Below are 15,523 nucleotides of genomic sequence, written 5' to 3' on the forward strand. Positions count from 1 at the left end.
GATGCGACCACCCACCGTCTCCGTCATCATCCCCAACTACAACTACGCGCGGACACTGCGACAGTGCCTGGAGTCCGTGGTGGCCCAGACGTATCCGCACGTCGAGATCGTCGTCGTCGACGACGGCAGCACCGACGAATCCCCGCGCATCGCCGAGGAGTACCCGGTCCGGCTGGTGCGCACCGCGAACGGCGGGGTGTCCGCCGCCCGCAACACCGGGGTCCGCAGCAGCACCGGTGAGATCCTGTTCTTCCTCGACTCCGACATCGCGCTGCGCCCCGACGCCGTCCGCATCGCGGTGGACGTCCTGCAATCCGATGCCCGGGTCGGGTTCGTCTGCGGCATCTACGACTCCGTGCCGCTCATCGACGACGGTGCCGTCGAGCGCTACAAGGTGCTCCACGGGCACTACTGGCGCCGGCGCACCGCCGGGCCCATCAAGGCCGCGTACTTCTCGCTGGGCGCGATGCCCCGCACCGCCTACGAACGGGTGGGCCCGCTGGACGAGTCCCTGCGGGACACCGAGGACGTGGAGTACGGCGCACGGCTCGCGGCCGTGTCGTCGGTGCTGCTCGACCCCCGGATCGTGGGGCGCCATGACGACGACGACCGCCTCCGGGTGCTGCTGAGCAAGCAGTACCGGCGCTCGGTGCCCCTGGTGTCGCTGTTCGCCGACCGCAGCCGGGGCCGGGGCCGTCCGCAGCTGTCGGACACCGCCTACCGGCCGACGGCCGTGGCCGGTGTGTCCCTGGTGCTGGCCGGGCTCGCCGCCGTCCCCCTGTGGCCGGTGGCCGGCACCGCGGCGGCCGTCGCCGGTCTGGGCGCGTTCGCCGCGGAGGAACGCGGGCTGCTGCGGTTCCTGCGCACCGCGGCGGGCACGCGCGCGCTGCCGCTGATGGCGGGACTGCACCTGCTGATGACGGCCACCACCGGCGTCGCCGCGGCGGTGGGAGCCGTCCGCTGGCTGGGCTCGGCGTCCTTCCGGCGCCGCTACGGCCGTGCGCCGGCCGTCGCCGGGGCGGGCGGCGGCCCGGCGGGAGCCACCGGGCATGACTAGGCCCGCGGACGCTCCTCCCCCCGGCCGGCGGGGCGGCCGCCCGCCCGCCGAGGGCGGCCCGGAACGCGACCCGGCCGGCCGGGCGCCGGGCCGGCCGGGCCCGCCACCGCGGTGGTGGGCCGGCCCCCTGTCCTTCGCCCGGCGCCCCTGGGTGCGGGGCACGCTCACCGTGACGGTGCTGGCGCTGTGCGCCGGCTTCCTCCTGCGGTCGCTCGCTCAGGACCGGGCGGCCACCGGCGAGGCCCTGGGGCAGCTGGGGCCGCTGTTCCCGCCGGCCCTGGTCCTGGCGGTCGCCGGACTGTGGCTGACCGCGCTGTCCTGGCGCGAACCGCTCCAGGCCCTGTCGGTCCCGATGCGCGGCACGTTCGCGGTCCGGCTCTTCGCCGCCGGCGCGCTGGGCAAGTACGTCCCCGGAGTGATGTGGTCGATCGTGCTCCAGACCCGTCTCGCCGCGGGCTCCGGGATCACCGTGTTCCAGTTCACCGCCGCGTTCGGCCTCTACGCCGCCGTGTCCCTCGGCACCGGCGCCGCGCTCGGACTGCCCGCCCTCGCCGGGTACGCCCACGGCGCCGGGGCCGCGGTGGTGGCGGCGGCGCTGGTCCCGGCGGCACTGGTCGTACTGCCCCGGCTGCTGGTCGTGGCGGTGCGGCTGCTCAGGACGGTCAAGGCGCTGGACCGCAGGCTCGCGCCGGTACCGTCCGGAGTGCTGCGGCGCTCGGTGTGGCTCTGCGCGCTGTCCTGGGCGGTGACCGGCGGCCATCTGTGGCTGTTCGCCGTGGCACTGGGCGCGGATCCGCTCGGCTCGCTGCTGCCCTGTGTCTGCGGGTTCGCGGTGGCCACCTCGCTGAGCAGCCTGGTGGTGGTCGTCCCGGACGGACTGGGGGTGCGCGAGGCGCTGCTCGCGGTGTCCCTGGCGTCCGTGCTCCCCCCGGCCGAGGCGGCCGTCGCGGCGGCGGCCAGCCGGCTGGCGCTCGCCGCGGCGGACGTGCTCGCCTTCGGGTACGGCAGCCTGGCGGCGCGCCGGGCCGGTCCGCCGGCCGGGGCCGCGGGCCCGGCCGGGGGCCGGGTCACGGCGCACGCTTCCGCCGCACCCGTCCCACCTGATATCCCATCGACCTGAACCCCTGTCATCTCCGACCGACACGGCGTTCGGCCCGTTCCCTCCGCGAAAGGACCCGCACATGCTGACGACGGCATACGGAGAATCGGTCATGGACCGGCTCCGTACCACCGAAGTCGCCCTCGGCACCATGTACTTCGGCACCACCATCGACGAGCCGACCTCCCGGGCGCTCCTGGACCGCTTCGTCGAGCGCGGCGGCCGGCTGCTGGACACCGCCAACTGCTACGCCTTCTGGGCCCCCGGCGGCACCGGTGAGGAGTCGGAGCGGGTCATCGGGGGATGGCTGGCCGCCACCGGTGCCCGCGACGAGACACTGATCGCCACCAAGGTGGGCTGTCTGCCCGATCCGCTGGACGGCCCCTTCCCGGAGTCCGCGGAGGGGTTACGCCCGGAAGTCGTGCTCAAGCAGTTCGAGCGCAGCTCGGAGCGGCTGGGCTGCCCCTCGGTCGATCTGTACTTCACCCACGCCGACGACCCGGCGACCCCGCTCGCCGACACCCTGGGCGCCCTCTCCGAACTGGTCGCCTCCCAGCGCGTCGCCGTCGTCGGCGCGAGCAACCCGGACGCGGCCCGGCTGCGGGAGGCGGCCCGCCTGGCGTCCTCGGACGACGCGACCGCGCTGCCCCGCGTCGTTCAGGTGCGCCACTCCTACCTGTGGCCGGACCCGGGGCACGACATCCGCCCCCAGCTGCCGCTGGACCACGCCCTGGCCGGGTACGCCACCGAGCACGGCGCCCTGCTCCAGGGCTACTCACCGCTGCTCCAGGGCGCGCTGACCCGCGCCGACCGGGAGCTGGGCCCCGAGTACCGGTCCCCGGAGAACGAGCGGCGGGTGGCGCTGCTGCGGGAGCTGGCCGCCCGGCTGGGGGTCACCGCGAACCAGCTCGCGCTGGCGTGGATGACGGGCGGCCCGGTGCCGGTCATGCCGGTGCTGGGCGTGAGCAGCGTGGCCCAGCTGGACGAGGCGCTGGACGGGATCGCCCTGGAGCTGCCGGAGGAGATCCGGGCCGAACTCGACGCGCTGGCCCCGCTGGGACGCCTCGCGCCGGCCGCCGACGGCTGACCGGACCCCGCCCCGGCCGCCCCGGCCGCCCCGGTCGGCCGGGGCGGCCCCGGGTCAGGCCGATCCGCGCACCACGAGGCGGGTCGGCCTGACCACCGGGGAGGCGGGGGCGTCGCCTGCGGCCGGTGTGCCGTTCCCGCCGAAGGAGCGGGTGAGCAGCAGCCGGGCCATCAGCCGCCCCATCCCCTCGACGTCCTGGTGCACCGTGGTCAGCGGCGGATCGGTGGTCGGTGCGATGGCGGGGAGGTCGTCGAAGCCGACGACGGCCACGTCCTCGGGCACCCGCCGTCCGCTCTCCCGCAGGACGCGCAGCGCTCCGGCCGCCATGAGGTCCGAGGCGACGAACACGGCGTCCAGACGGGGGCACCCGTCCAGCAGCCGGCGCATCGCCCCGGCGCCTCCCTCCTGGGTGAAGTCGCCCTCGACGACCAGGTGCGGCGCGGCGTCCGGGAGCACGTCGCGGTAGCCGTCCAGCCGGTCCACCGCGGCGGCCTGGTTCAGCGGTCCGGTGACCGTCCCGACGCACCGCCGGCCCAGCCCGACGAGATGGCGCACCGCTTGACGGGCGCCGCCCCGGTTGTCCGCGTCCACGTAGAGGTAGCCGCGGGACCGTTCGGCCGGTCCGGCCACCGGCCGGCCGCCGAAGACGGCGGGCAGCCCGAGCCGGTCCGTCATGGCCGGCAGGGGGTCGTCGGCGTGCAGCGAGAACAGCAGCGCCCCGTCGACGTGGCCGCCGCCGAGGAATTCGCCGACGCCCGCGTAGTCGTCGGGTTCCTCGATGAAGAGCAGCACCGGCTGTGAGCCCTGTTCGACGAGTTCCCGCCGTATGCCGTGCAGTTGCAGGGCGAAGAACGGGTCGACGAAGAGCCGGTTCTGCGGTTCGGTGATCACGACGGCGACCGCGTTGTTGCGCCGGGTGACCAGGCTCCTGGCGATCTGGTTGGGCACGTAGCCGAGCTCGGTCACCACCTCCCGGACCCGCTCGACGACCTCGGCGCGCACCCTCGGCTGCCCGTTGATCACCCTGGAGACGGTGGACCGCGACACTCCCGCCCTGCGGGCCACGGCCTCCAGCGTGGGGCGGGGTGCACCGGTCCGGTCGGTCAACTGACCTCTCCTTTGCGCAGCAGTTCGTCCAGGACCTGCTGGGCCCGGTGCCCGTCGTCGAAGTCGGCCAGTGCCCCGAGGCGTTCGGCACCGGCGACGGTGGCCGTCCAGTCGTGGAGCTGGGCCACGAACGAGTCGGCCCAGCCGGGGATCTCGCCGGGCGGGTCGTCCAGCCGCGAGGCACCGAGGACCTTCACGGGCTCCCATTCGACTCCGGTGCGCACGTGGAGGACGGGGCCGTCCGTCGAGCGGTAGAGGAGTTCGCCGCGGCTGCCGGTGACACGGACGCGGAAGCCGACGTCGTCGGGCGTGGCCGACTTGGACGCGGTCAGGGTGAAGTGCGGGCCGCCCGCCAGCCGGCCGCTGACGAAGGCGTGGTCGTCCACGCGCACCCGGCGCCCCTCCTTGGCGGCCACCTTGGTGCGGAGCCCGACCTGGCAGCCGGTGGTGTCGACCGGAGCGTCGAAGAGGTGGTGCAGCAGGTCGATGAGGTGCACGCCCAGGTCGCCGAGGGCGCCGCTGGTGAACCGTTCCCCGGCGTCGTCCCGCCAGGTGAAGGTCTTGCGGGTCAGCGCGCTGCCCCGCCGGAACGCGAGGTCGACGTGGAGGACACGGCCCAGTACGCCGTCGTCGAGCTGTCGGCGGATCTCCCGCACCACCCCGAGATAGCGGTAGTTGAAGCCCACGCAGCAGACCACGGCCGCGCCCGCCGCGCGGTCCCGCATGGCGGCGGTCTCCTCCAGGGAGACGGCCATCGGCTTCTCGCACAGCACGTGCCGCCCGCGGTCGACGGCCTCGCAGGCGTACGCGGCGTGGGTGCGGTTGGGGGAGGCGACGACGACCGCGTCGACCGCCTCGTAGAACGCGTCCAGGGAGGTGAAGGCGTGGACGCCCAGGTCGTCGGCGACGGATGCGGCCCTGGCCTCGTCCACGTCGTACAGACCGGCCAGCGTGGTGCCCTCGCCGACCAGGACCGCGTGCGCGTGCGTCCGGCCGATGCCGCCTGCGCCGATGATTCCCACCCGCATCGGTAGAAGCCCTCCCGTGATCGCCGTGGTGGTCGCTGTCACCGTCCTGCTCGCAGCCCCGCGCGCAGCGTGGTGAGGACGGCGTCCGAATGACACCGGTCGGACACCCGGGGATGGCGGCCGCGGGCCTCCTCCGTGCAGTTCCCGACCAGGACTCCGTGGCCGACGGCGGCCAGCATCTCCAGGTCGTTGCCGCTGTCGCCGAAGGCGAACGCGTCCGCGGGGTCGATGCCGTACGTCCGGCAGACGTACCGGACGATCTGTCTCTTCCCGCAGGCGCGCGGGAGGAGGTCGACGTCGTAGCAGTCCGCCGGGTCGCCTACCGCGGGATTGCAGCGGCTCACGTTCACCCCCAGCGCGCCGCGCGCCGCCGCGTCCCTGACGGCGGCCAGGTTCCGGGCGTCGGCCTCGGGGTCACGGGAGCGGTAGTAGTAACTCTTCACCAGGCTGTCCGGGGCACGGCCGGGCTGCGGTTCCAGCCCCACCCCGGCCTCCGACAGTTCGCGTAGGACGGTACCGGCGCTCCGTCCGAGGCTGTCGGCGTCCGGCAGCAGCCGCTGCCAGCCGGGGTCCGGGCGGAGCTCTCCCGCGTCGGACAGCAGCAGTTCGGTGCCGAGCGAGCAGGCGACGAAGTGCGGCAGCGTCCGCAGCCCGTGCGCGCGGGCCTTGCGCAGCACGGAGGACAGTGAGCTGCCCGTCACCCAGCCGAACAGCAGTCCGTGCCGTTCGCCCGCCTCCGCCAGGAAGTCCTCCAGCGCCTCCCGGCAGGCCCTCTCGCCCTCGGTCGGGGAGTGCGCCAGATAGGTCTCGTCGAAGTCGGAGAAGGCCACGGCCCGCACCGGACGGGGCAGCGGGAGAGCGGTGGCCTCGGGCGCGCCCTCAGTGCGCGGTGGCATGGACGGCGGCATGCAGTGCCTCGATCACTCGGTCCTGCTCGGTGGCGGACAGTCCGTTGTGCAGCGGAAGGTGGAACACGGTCGTGTTCAGCTCCTCGGTGCGGGGCAGGGACACGCCCCCGAAGAGCTTCTCGCGCAGCGGGGTCCGTTGGTGATGGGTGAGCACGGGGTAGTAGACGTCCGTCTCCACCCCGGCCGCGTGCAGGCGGGCGCGGAGCGCGTCCCGGGCGGCCTCGCCGGCCGCCGCCCGCACCGGGAAGAGGTGCCAGGCGTGGTCGTCGGTGAAGGCGGGCAGGACCAGTTCCCCGGCCGCGTCGAGGCCGGCCAGGGCGTCGAGGTAGCGGTGGGCGAGGAAGGCCCGGCGGTAGTTGTTCAGCGTGAGCCCCGGCAGGAGTCCCAGCGCCACGGTGGCCGTCGAGTTGTCGATCTTCGCGTTGAGGCCCCATACGTCGGTCTTGACGTTCTTCTCTCCCGGGGCGAAGCCGTGGTAGGCCAGTTGCTCCATACGGGCGTGGAGTTCGCCGTCGCGGGTGAGGACGGCGCCGGCCTTCCCGGTCAGCCCGAAGTTCTTGTACGGGTTGAAGCTCAGCACGGCCGCGTCCGAGTGCCGGCCGACGCCCGTGACCCCGATCGCCTGGCAGGCGTCCTCCACCACGCGCAGCCCGTGGTCCCGGGCGACGCGGTGCACACCGGCGGCATCGGCGAGCCGGCCGTGCAGGTGGACGGGCAGGACCGCCCGGGTCCTCGGGGTGACGGCCGCCTCGACCAGCGCGGGGTCCAGGGTGTGCCGTTCGGGGTCCACGTCGACCAGGACGGGGACCGCTCCGCACGCGAACACGGCGTTCTCGGTCGCCGCGAAGCTGTTGGCGGGCATGATCACCTCGTCGTCGGGGCCCACTCCGACCGCGCGCAGGGCGATGACCAGGGCATCCGTGCCGCTGCTCGTGGCGACGGCGTGGGGCAGCCCGAGGAACTCGGCGAGCGCCTGCTCGAACTCGGCCACGGCGGGCCCGCTCGTCAGCTCGCCCGCCGCCAGCGCACGGGCGAAGCACTCGACGGCGGTCCGTCGCTCCTCCGGTGTCAGCAGCCGTGTCCTGGGCAGGAACGGCACCGTCGGACGCCCCTGTCCGGCCGGCCGGGCTTCCGGGGCGAAGACGGAGTCCGCCGCGGACGGGAGCAGACGCGTGCTGCGTTCGTCGAGCAGCCCGGCCAGGGTGCGGTGGGCGACGGCCGGGGTCGAGGCGTACGCCGGGATCTCGCCGCGCCGCACGTCCAGCACCAGCCGGTGGATGCTGCGGCTGTCTCCGGTGAACGGCTGTGCCGCGGGGCTCGGGGGACGACCCGTCACGGTGGTCACCCCTTCGCCGCGTGGTCGGCGAGGGCCGGGCTTGCGAAGGTCTTCGCCGCCCGCTCCAGCACCTGCCGGCCGGGCCGCTTGAAGTACAGCAGTTCCCGTCCGGTGCGCAGGGTCTGCACGGCGAGCGGCAGATCCCGGTCGTCGGTGGTGTCGACGACGACGAGATCGGCCGCGGCGCCTGCCTCGGCGATCCGCCGCTCGGCTCCGGCCAGCCCGTCCTCGTCGACGACCAGCACCTCGTACGGCTCCCCGAGGGGCAGCCGGCCGGCCAGCGCGCGGCAGGCGAACTCCAGGCGGAGGTAGGCCTCGAACCAGCTGGGGCCGTCGTGGCGGGCGGGGTCGAAGTAGGCGTCGAGGATCCACTGGAGCCGGACGTCGAGCTCCGGGTGCTTCCGGGTGAAGTAGGCGAAGTTCTCCCGCCAGTCGGCGTGGCGCTCGCGCTGGGACTCGGGGTGGTGCTGGTGGTGGACGCGGGCGAACGGGGTGTGGACGAAGGTGAGGCCGTGCCGGTGGAGGCGGTAGCCCAGCTCGACGTCCTCGAAGCTCCATCTCCTGATGTTCACGTCGAACGCGCCGACGGCCAGCAGGTGTTCCTTGCGCACGGAGACGTTGCAGCCGTAGAGGAAGTGCCAGGAGGTCGCCAGATTGGCCAGGTTCTGCGAGAGCAGGTCCGTGACCTCCGCCCGTTCGTCCGGCGCGGTGGACCCGGGGAAGGCCTCCGGGTCGAAGGAGGACCGCAGCCGCTCCAGGTCCACCGGGCCGGGGGCGAGGTAGTCGCGGAACCCGACGGCCACGATCCCGGGCCGGTCGCGGTGGCACCGGATGTGCTCCCGCAGGAAGAGCGGGTCGATGATCTGGTCGCCGTCCGCGAAGACGATCAGTTCGCCGTCCGCCGCCTCGATTCCGGCGTTCCGTGCCGCCGACCGGCAGGATTCCCCGGTGCGCGGGAGATACAGCCTGCGCACCGGATACTTGAGGGGCAGCGCGTCCACCATGTCCCCTGTGCCGTCGGTCGATCCGTCGTCGACCAGGACCACCTCGAATTCGTCGGACGGGTCGAGGTGCTGGTGGTTGAGCGAGATCAGACAGGGGGCGAGGAGTTCCCTGGAATTGTAGGTGGGAACGACCAGGCTTGCTTTCACATTGAGCTCCGCAGAATTCGATGTCGGATCTTTTTCGCGGCGTGACGTCGCCGCATCAGAACTCGGCCACAGGGTCTTTCGCCCGCTGTTCGACGATGCGGTGGGCCCGCTCCGGCGCGGAGAGATGACGCCAGCGGACACTGAGCAGCAGGGCGCGGAGATTCTCGTCCACGGCCATGGCGATCATCACGCCGAGAATCGCCAGCCCGAGCGGCAGGGAGAGCACATAGGCCAGGGGCACGAAGACGCCCCACAGGACGATGATCCCGACCGCGGCCGGATAGGTGACATGGCCGACGGCGCGCAGGGTGCTCGCCGTGGTCATGATCAGAGCGGAACCGGGAAGGTAGAGCAGACCGCACCACAGCAGCAGCTTCCCGGTGTCGACCACCTGCGGATCGCTGGTGAACCGGCCCATGATCCAGTCGCCGCCGAGCGCCGTGGCCAGCGCCAGGACGAGGGCGATCGCCGAGCCGGCCAGACGCGCGTCGCGGGCGCGGCGCCGGATGCCGTCGAGGTCACCGGCGCCGGCGAGATGGCCGAGGGAGATCTGCAGTCCCTGGGAGAGCGCGGACGAGAACATGCCGATCATGTTGGTGATGCTCAGCGTGTACATCCGGGCGGCGAGTTCGTCGGTGCCCACGGCCGCGATGATCCGGGTGGTGGCGATCTGCGCCGCCTGCCAGAAGGCCGGCTCCAGCATGGTCGGCAGCGTGAAGGTCATGAGCAGTGCGCCGTGCGCCCGCAGTTCCCGTGTACCGGCCGGCCGGCGGAACCTGATCCCGATGCGGAAGAACACCAGCCGGACGCTGTAGAGCAGGCCGGCCGCGGTGGCGAGCACGGTGGAGAGCGCGACGCCCTCGACGCCCCAGCGCGGCCCGGAGTGCGACAGCACCAGGACGTAGATCAGCACGATGTTGACGACGTTGGCGAGGACCGCGGCGACCATGGCCTGTCGCGTGAACCCGTTGGCCGCCATCACCCCGCCGAACATCGCCATGACCGAGTGCAGGACGGCCCCCACGGCGACGACCTCCAGGAAGACCGTCCCGTAGGAGAGCAGCCGCCCGTCCAGTCCCATCAGCCGGGCCGCGTCCTCCGCGAAGACGTAGAGCACGACGCCGACGACGGCGCCCAGGGCGATGTGCAGCAACAGGGCGACGAAGTAGTACTCCTGGACCTCCGTGGTCCCGCCCCGGCCGAGTGAGCGGGCGTAGACGAGACTGCCGCCCTGCCCCATGAAGGAGAACATCATCAGAACGAACGTCACCAGCGTGCTGACGGAACCGACCGCTCCCGCGGCATCGTCGGAAATACGGCCCAATGTCCATACGTCGACCAGCCCCATGAAATACGTACAGGTGAGCTGGAGGAAGATCGGCCAACTGAGAGAGAACACACCCAGATTGCTCTTCTGCGGCACGATCACGCCTCCCCGTTCCCTCTCGGCCCATCGGGCCACACGACTCTTCGCGGTGCCGAACACCATCTGAACGGAAGGGCGTGAGAAACGCAGAGATGCCCGGTCCCCCGTTCGAGCACCGTGATGCTAACCGGGACATCGATCTTGGAAAAGAGGTGGCCGAATAAGGAAAGCGCTATTGAGCCACGGGATACGCGCACCGCACGGCCGTCCCGGGAAGTGCGGAACGACGGAGCGTGAGAGACGACGGAGACCGCCTTCGTCGATGTCGCGATAGGGGCGGATGCCCCGGGCCACCGGTGACGGAAGGTGACGCGCGGGCTCGGGCCGGGCCTGGCCGGTGTGGTCGCCCCGGGCGCGCCGTATCAGGCCACTGCGGCTGGTTCCGGCGGGGCGGGCGGTGCGCGGGGCACGCGCCGCGGCCAGTTCCCCGCGCGCTCACAGCCCTGCGTCGGACTCGGATACCGACGTGAGGCCTAGGGCGCGCAGCACGCAGGTCAGCATCGGGAGGGTGAACTCGCCGCGGGCGGTCTCCGGTCCGCTCGCGAGGAACGCGCGGATCCGGCCCAGCGTGGCCGCTCGCTCCTGTTCCGGCATGACCAGGATCCCCGCGCGCGTGGCGAGGGTCGCGACGAGGGAGTCGGCGGTGCGGCGCTGCCCGTGCGGGAACTCGGCCCGCTCCGGCGAGCCGAACCGGGCGGCCACGCCGGTCCTCGGAAGGTGGGCGTCGGCCGTCGCGGCGCGCCGGCCCGCGCGAGCCCGGCGACCCACTCGACCCGGTCGTCCATGACGTTCCACAGGCCGGCCAGGACGCCACCGGGTGCGAGGACCCTGGCGATCTCGGGTCCCGCGACGGCCATGTCGAACCAGTGCAGGGCGTTGCCGGCCAGCACGGCGTCGACGGAAGCGTCCGGCAGCGGTATCGCCTCCGCGCTGCCCGGCAGGGCACGGACAGCCGGCAGCGAGCGGCGCAGCTCGGTCAGCATCGCCGGGTCGGGCTCGACCGCGATGACGTCGGCGCCCAGCGCGACCAGCGTGGCGGTCAGCTTGCCGGTTCCGGCTCCGAGGTCGAGCACGCGCGGGCCGGGCGCGGGTTCGAGCGCCCAGCGCACCGCGGCCCGCGCGTAGTCCGGACGGTGCTCGGCGTACGCGGCCGCCACCGCACCGAACGACGAGGCGTGGCGCAGCCGTTCGTCCTGATCCACCCGGATCACGGTAGCGGTGCCGCCGGCGGTCGGCCATACCTCCTCACCACCTCGGCGACGGGGCCGGTGCGGTGAGCACGCAGGTCCGCCGGGACGGCGGTCGGGCGGTCGGGCGGTCGGACGGGATCTCCCGGCCTGGCTTAAAGTGCCGCTTGGGCTTCGGAGACGAGTGAGGACGCGTGAGCGACGAGCGGGACCCGATCATCGGACGCGACAGGGAACGGGCGCTCGGCGCGGCGTTCACCGGGGCCCGCGACGGGCGGGCGCTCGTCCTGCGCGGGGAAGCCGGTGTCGGCAAGAGCGCGCTCCTCGACGAGGTGGCGGAACGGGCGGCCGGGGCCGGTCACCGCGTGGTGCGGGCGCTGGGTGTGGAGACCGAGTCGGGCCTGCCGTTCGCCGGTCTCCACCAGGTGCTGCACCCGCTGCTCCCCCGTGACGCCTCCCTGGACCGCGACCACCGCGCCGTGCTGGACGTCGTCTTCGGCGGGACCGCCGAGGCCGTGCCCTCGGTCATGGCACTCGGCATCGCCGTGCTCGACGTCCTGGCGCTGGCGTCCTCGGAAGAACCGTTGCTGCTGGTGATCGACGACGGTCACTGGTTCGACGGGCCCAGCGCGGACGTGTGCGCGTTCGTGGCCAGACGGCTGTCCGGGTACCACGTCAAGATCCTCGTCGGGCTGCGCACGGACACCGGGTCCGCGTTCGACGCCGCGGGCCTGCCCGAGGTACCGCTGGAGCCGCTGACGGAGGAGGCCGCGGGCCGGCTCCTCGACCAGCGGTACCCCGGGCTGACCGACGACGTCCGCAGGATCGTGCTGGACAACGCGGACGGCAATCCGCTCGCCCTGGTGGAACTGCCGCGCAGCGTGACGCCCGGTGTGGCGCACACGATCGCCGACGACCTGTCAGGAGGCCGGCGGGGCGTCCCGCTGACCCGGCGTCTGGAGCGCATGTACGCCCGCCGGGTCCACGAGCTGGCACCGGCCGAGCGCGCCGAACTGGTCCGCGGCGCGCTGGACGGCATCGAGGCGGGTTCGGTGCCCCGCCGGGTCGCCGGTGCCCGTTACCGGATGCGTCAGGTGGACGGCGCCGTGGCCCGGGGCCTGCTGACCGTCGACCCGTCGACGGGGGACTTCACCTTCCGACACCCGCTGGTCCGCTCCGCGCTCGTGCAGCTGGCCACGCCGAACGAGCGCCGCACCGCCCATGCCGCCCTGGCCGAACTGCACCGGGGCGACATCGAGCGGCGTGCCGTGCACCTCGCGGCCGCCACCGTCGACCCCGACGCGGAGGTGGCGGACGTCCTGGAGCGGGCCGCGCACTCGGCGACGCGCCGGGGCGGCGCGGCGACGGCCGTCGCATGGCTGACGCGTGCCGCGGAACTGAGCGTGACCGCGGCCGACCGGTCCCGGCGCCTGGGGGACGCGGCGTTCGTCGCGGGCCAGTCCGCCCTGCTCGACCAGGCGGAACGCCTGGTCGACGAGTCGGGTCAGGTGTCCGGGGAGCCGGCGCACACCGGAGCCGTGGTCACCTCGGCCTACGTCGCCCTGTACAAGGACGGTGACGTGCGCTCGACACACCGCCGCGTGGTGTCGGCCGTCGAGGAGGCGCGGCGCTCCGGGGCGGATGCCGAGACGGTGACGCGGCTGCTCAACCTGCTGCTGGCCATCAGCCAGTTCTCCGCCGATCCCGCCGTCTGGTCCCGCACCGACGCCGTCATCGACTCCGTCGGGGACGCCGCGGACCCGCTCACACTGGTCTACCGGGACTCCTGGGGTGACGTGGTCCGCCGGGGCGCCGGGGTGCGCGAGCGCCTGGACGACGCCTTCGCGCGGATGGCGGGCGGTGAGCCGTGGGACGTGATGCGCCTGGCGGTGTCGGCCTTCTACGTGGACGCGCTGGGCGACTTCCGGCCCTCCCTCCAGCGCATGGTCGAGCGGGAGAAGGACGCGGGCGCGGTCACCAACGTGATGACCATGCTGCACCTGGTCATGCTCGACCAGATCTCCTCCGGAGCCTGGGACGACGCCGAGGCCAGCGGCCGTCGCGGGCTGGAACTGACCACCTCGCACGGCTACGAGCTGTTCGCCCACCAGTTCCGGGCGTTCCTCGGCGTCGTGGCCGCCTGCCGCGGGCAGCTCGACCGGGCCCGTGAACTGCAGTCGACGATCGACACCTGGGCCAGGCCGCGGGGCATCGGGTTCCTGACGCAGTACGCCGAGTCGATCGGCGCGCTGGCCGCGCTGAGCGCCGGTGACCACGAGGCGGCCTACGTGTACGCCTCCGGCATCACGGTGCCGGGCGAGTTCACCCCGTACTCCCAGCAGGCGGCCCGTACGCTGCTCGACCTGGTGGAGGCGGCGCTGCACACGGGGCGGACCGAGCAGGCCCGTACCCACGCTCTCGCGGCCCGCGACGCGGGGCTGTCCGCCCTCTCGCCGCGGCTCGGTCTGCTCACCACCGCCGCCCTGGCCATGACCGGCGACGACGCCGACGCGGAGCAGTTGTTCGAGCAGGCCGTCGCCCACCCCGCCGGTCCGTCCTTCCCCTTCGACCTGGCGCGCGTCCGGTTGGCCCAGGGCATGTGGCTCCGTCGCGCGCGCCGGCCGAAGGCGTCCCGCGAGGCCTTCACGCGCGCCGCCGACCTCTTCGAGCGGCTGGGCGCTTCGGCGTGGGAACAACGCGCCAGGCTGGAGCTGCGCGCCGCGGGTCTGCCCGTCCGCAAGCCCGGCGGCGGCGTCGCCGCTCTCACGGCGCAGGAACGGCAGATCGCCGAGCTGGCGGCCGGCGGCCTCAGCAACAAGGAGATCGGCGCCAAGCTGTTCCTCTCCCCCCGGACCGTGGGCGCCCACCTGTACAAGATCTTCCCCAAGCTCGGCATCACCTCCAGGGCCTCGCTGCGCGACGCGCTCGCCAACGAGGAGGAGGACGGCTGAGGCTCCCGGTCCGACGCCTTGTCCCAGCGGCTTAAGTCGTTAGACAGATTCGGCGTCCATGACTGCCGGACGAACCTTGAGACATCGCCGGGCACCACCCACCGCGGAGCCCGAACTCTCAAGGAGGACATCATGGCCGTCAACCGCACCCCCGTCGTCTTCATCCACGGCCTCTGGCTGCACGCCTCCTCGTGGCGCCCCTGGACGGAGCTGTTCGCCTCGCAGGGCTTCGAGCCGGTCGCCCCGGGCTGGCCGGGCGAGGCGCCCACGGTCGAGGAGGCCCGCCGGCAGCCCGAGGCGGTCGCCGGTTTCGGCATCGACGACGTCACCGACCACTACGCCGAGATCATCCGCTCCTTCGACCGGGAGCCCGTGATCGTGGGCCACTCCTTCGGCGGCCTGATCACGCAGAAGCTCCTGGGCATGGGTCTGGGCCGCGCGGGCGTCGCCATCGACCCGGCGCAGATCAAGGGCGTCAAGCCGCTCCCCTTCGCGCAGCTGCGCTCCGGCTTCCCTGTCCTCGGCAACCCGGGCAACAAGAAGAAGGCCGTCTCCCTCACCGCGAAGCAGTTCCGGTACGGCTTCGGCAACGCGATCTCGGAGGACGAGTCCGACCAGCTGTTCGAGAAGTACACGATCCCGTCCCCGGGGCGCCCGCTCTTCGAGGCCGCGTTCGCGAACTTCGCCAAGAACTCGCCGGCGGCCGTGGACACCGCCAACACCACCCGGGGGCCGCTGCTGCTGATCTCCGGCCAGGAGGACCACACCGTCCCGGACGTGGTGACGCGGGCCGCGTACAAGCTGTACGGCGACTCGACGGCGGTCACCGACCTCAAGCAGTTCGCCGACCGCGGCCACTCGCTGACCGTCGACGGCGGCTGGCCCGCGGTCGCCGACCACGCGCTGGGCTGGCTGGCCCGCCGGGGTGTCCGGGCCCGCACCGGGATCACCGGCTGACCCTCGTCACCGGACACCGTCACCGGACACCGTCCGCCGACGGTGTCCCGTCCCGGAAGGCACCGGCGGCGACGGCCCGCACCGGCTCGGCCGGGCGGACCTGCCGTGCCGGACCGGCGTGCCGACCGACAGTCCCCTCCCGAAGCGGCACCGTCACATGACAGCTGCCCGTCGTCACGCGTGCCGCCTACCGTCAGTGACATCCCACCCACCACTCCTCCAACCTGGG

General features: G+C 73.2%; 12 protein-coding genes. 5 read left to right on the forward strand and 7 right to left on the reverse strand.

The genetic code is table 11. The features are described 5' to 3' along the window. Position 1: 1 nt before the first annotated feature. The 3 genes from ACFYWQ_RS14340 to ACFYWQ_RS14350 all read left to right on the forward strand — a co-directional run bounded on the left by ACFYWQ_RS14340 (position 2) and on the right by ACFYWQ_RS14350 (position 3,243). The gene (locus ACFYWQ_RS14340) at positions 2–1,057 is read left to right on the forward strand and encodes a glycosyltransferase family 2 protein (protein WP_389516206.1); all 1,056 of its coding nucleotides are present in this window, start codon (positions 2–4) and stop codon (positions 1,055–1,057) included. Next, complete coding sequence (locus ACFYWQ_RS14345; RefSeq protein ID WP_389516208.1) at positions 1,050–2,177, forward strand: lysylphosphatidylglycerol synthase domain-containing protein; 1,128 nt, start codon at positions 1,050–1,052, stop codon at positions 2,175–2,177. The genes ACFYWQ_RS14340 and ACFYWQ_RS14345 overlap by 8 nt, the downstream gene beginning before the upstream one ends. A gap of 61 nt (positions 2,178–2,238) precedes the next feature. Beyond that, positions 2,239–3,243, forward strand: coding sequence for an aldo/keto reductase (locus tag ACFYWQ_RS14350; RefSeq protein WP_389516210.1), 1,005 nt, complete (start codon positions 2,239–2,241; stop codon positions 3,241–3,243). Positions 3,244–3,297: 54 nt separating this feature from the next. Here ACFYWQ_RS14350 and ACFYWQ_RS14355 read toward each other — a convergent pair whose 3' ends face one another. From ACFYWQ_RS14355 to ACFYWQ_RS14385, 7 genes are all read right to left on the reverse strand, one after another. Further along, positions 3,298–4,350 (reverse strand): LacI family DNA-binding transcriptional regulator, encoded by a 1,053-nt coding sequence (locus ACFYWQ_RS14355; RefSeq protein WP_389516212.1) that lies wholly within the window; start codon positions 4,348–4,350, stop codon positions 3,298–3,300. Further along, positions 4,347–5,378 (reverse strand): Gfo/Idh/MocA family protein, encoded by a 1,032-nt coding sequence (locus ACFYWQ_RS14360; protein ID WP_389516214.1) that lies wholly within the window; start codon positions 5,376–5,378, stop codon positions 4,347–4,349. Before ACFYWQ_RS14360 ends, ACFYWQ_RS14355 begins: the two co-directional genes overlap by 4 nt. 38 nt (positions 5,379–5,416) lie before the next feature. Beyond that, complete coding sequence (locus ACFYWQ_RS14365; protein WP_389516216.1) at positions 5,417–6,274, reverse strand: HAD-IIB family hydrolase; 858 nt, start codon at positions 6,272–6,274, stop codon at positions 5,417–5,419. Then, complete coding sequence (locus ACFYWQ_RS14370) at positions 6,258–7,622, reverse strand: DegT/DnrJ/EryC1/StrS family aminotransferase (protein WP_389516218.1); 1,365 nt, start codon at positions 7,620–7,622, stop codon at positions 6,258–6,260. The genes ACFYWQ_RS14365 and ACFYWQ_RS14370 overlap by 17 nt, the downstream gene beginning before the upstream one ends. Before the next feature lie 5 nt (positions 7,623–7,627). Continuing rightward, entirely contained in the window at positions 7,628–8,773 is a 1,146-nt protein-coding gene (locus ACFYWQ_RS14375) for a glycosyltransferase family 2 protein (protein WP_389516220.1), read from the reverse strand. Positions 8,774–8,828: 55 nt separating this feature from the next. After that, positions 8,829–10,172 carry an MATE family efflux transporter gene (locus ACFYWQ_RS14380; protein ID WP_389516222.1) on the reverse strand — a complete coding sequence of 448 codons (1,344 nt, stop codon included), beginning with the start codon at positions 10,170–10,172 and terminating at the stop codon, positions 8,829–8,831. A 521-nt stretch (positions 10,173–10,693) separates the two neighbouring features. Next, positions 10,694–11,401, reverse strand: coding sequence for a class I SAM-dependent methyltransferase (locus ACFYWQ_RS14385; RefSeq protein ID WP_389516224.1), 708 nt, complete (start codon positions 11,399–11,401; stop codon positions 10,694–10,696). Between the two features lie 179 nt (positions 11,402–11,580). Here ACFYWQ_RS14385 and ACFYWQ_RS14390 point away from each other — a divergent pair, with 179 nt between their 5' ends. Together ACFYWQ_RS14390 and ACFYWQ_RS14395 are read left to right on the forward strand one after the other, a co-directional pair. Beyond that, complete coding sequence (locus tag ACFYWQ_RS14390) at positions 11,581–14,337, forward strand: ATP-binding protein (RefSeq protein WP_389516226.1); 2,757 nt, start codon at positions 11,581–11,583, stop codon at positions 14,335–14,337. Between the two features lie 132 nt (positions 14,338–14,469). Beyond that, entirely contained in the window at positions 14,470–15,294 is an 825-nt protein-coding gene (locus ACFYWQ_RS14395; RefSeq protein ID WP_389516228.1) for an alpha/beta hydrolase, read from the forward strand. Positions 15,295–15,523: the final 229 nt, after the last annotated feature.

It is taken from the genome of Streptomyces sp. NPDC003247 (assembly GCF_042888135.1).
Taxonomy (GTDB): Bacteria; Actinomycetota; Actinomycetes; order Streptomycetales; family Streptomycetaceae; genus Streptomyces.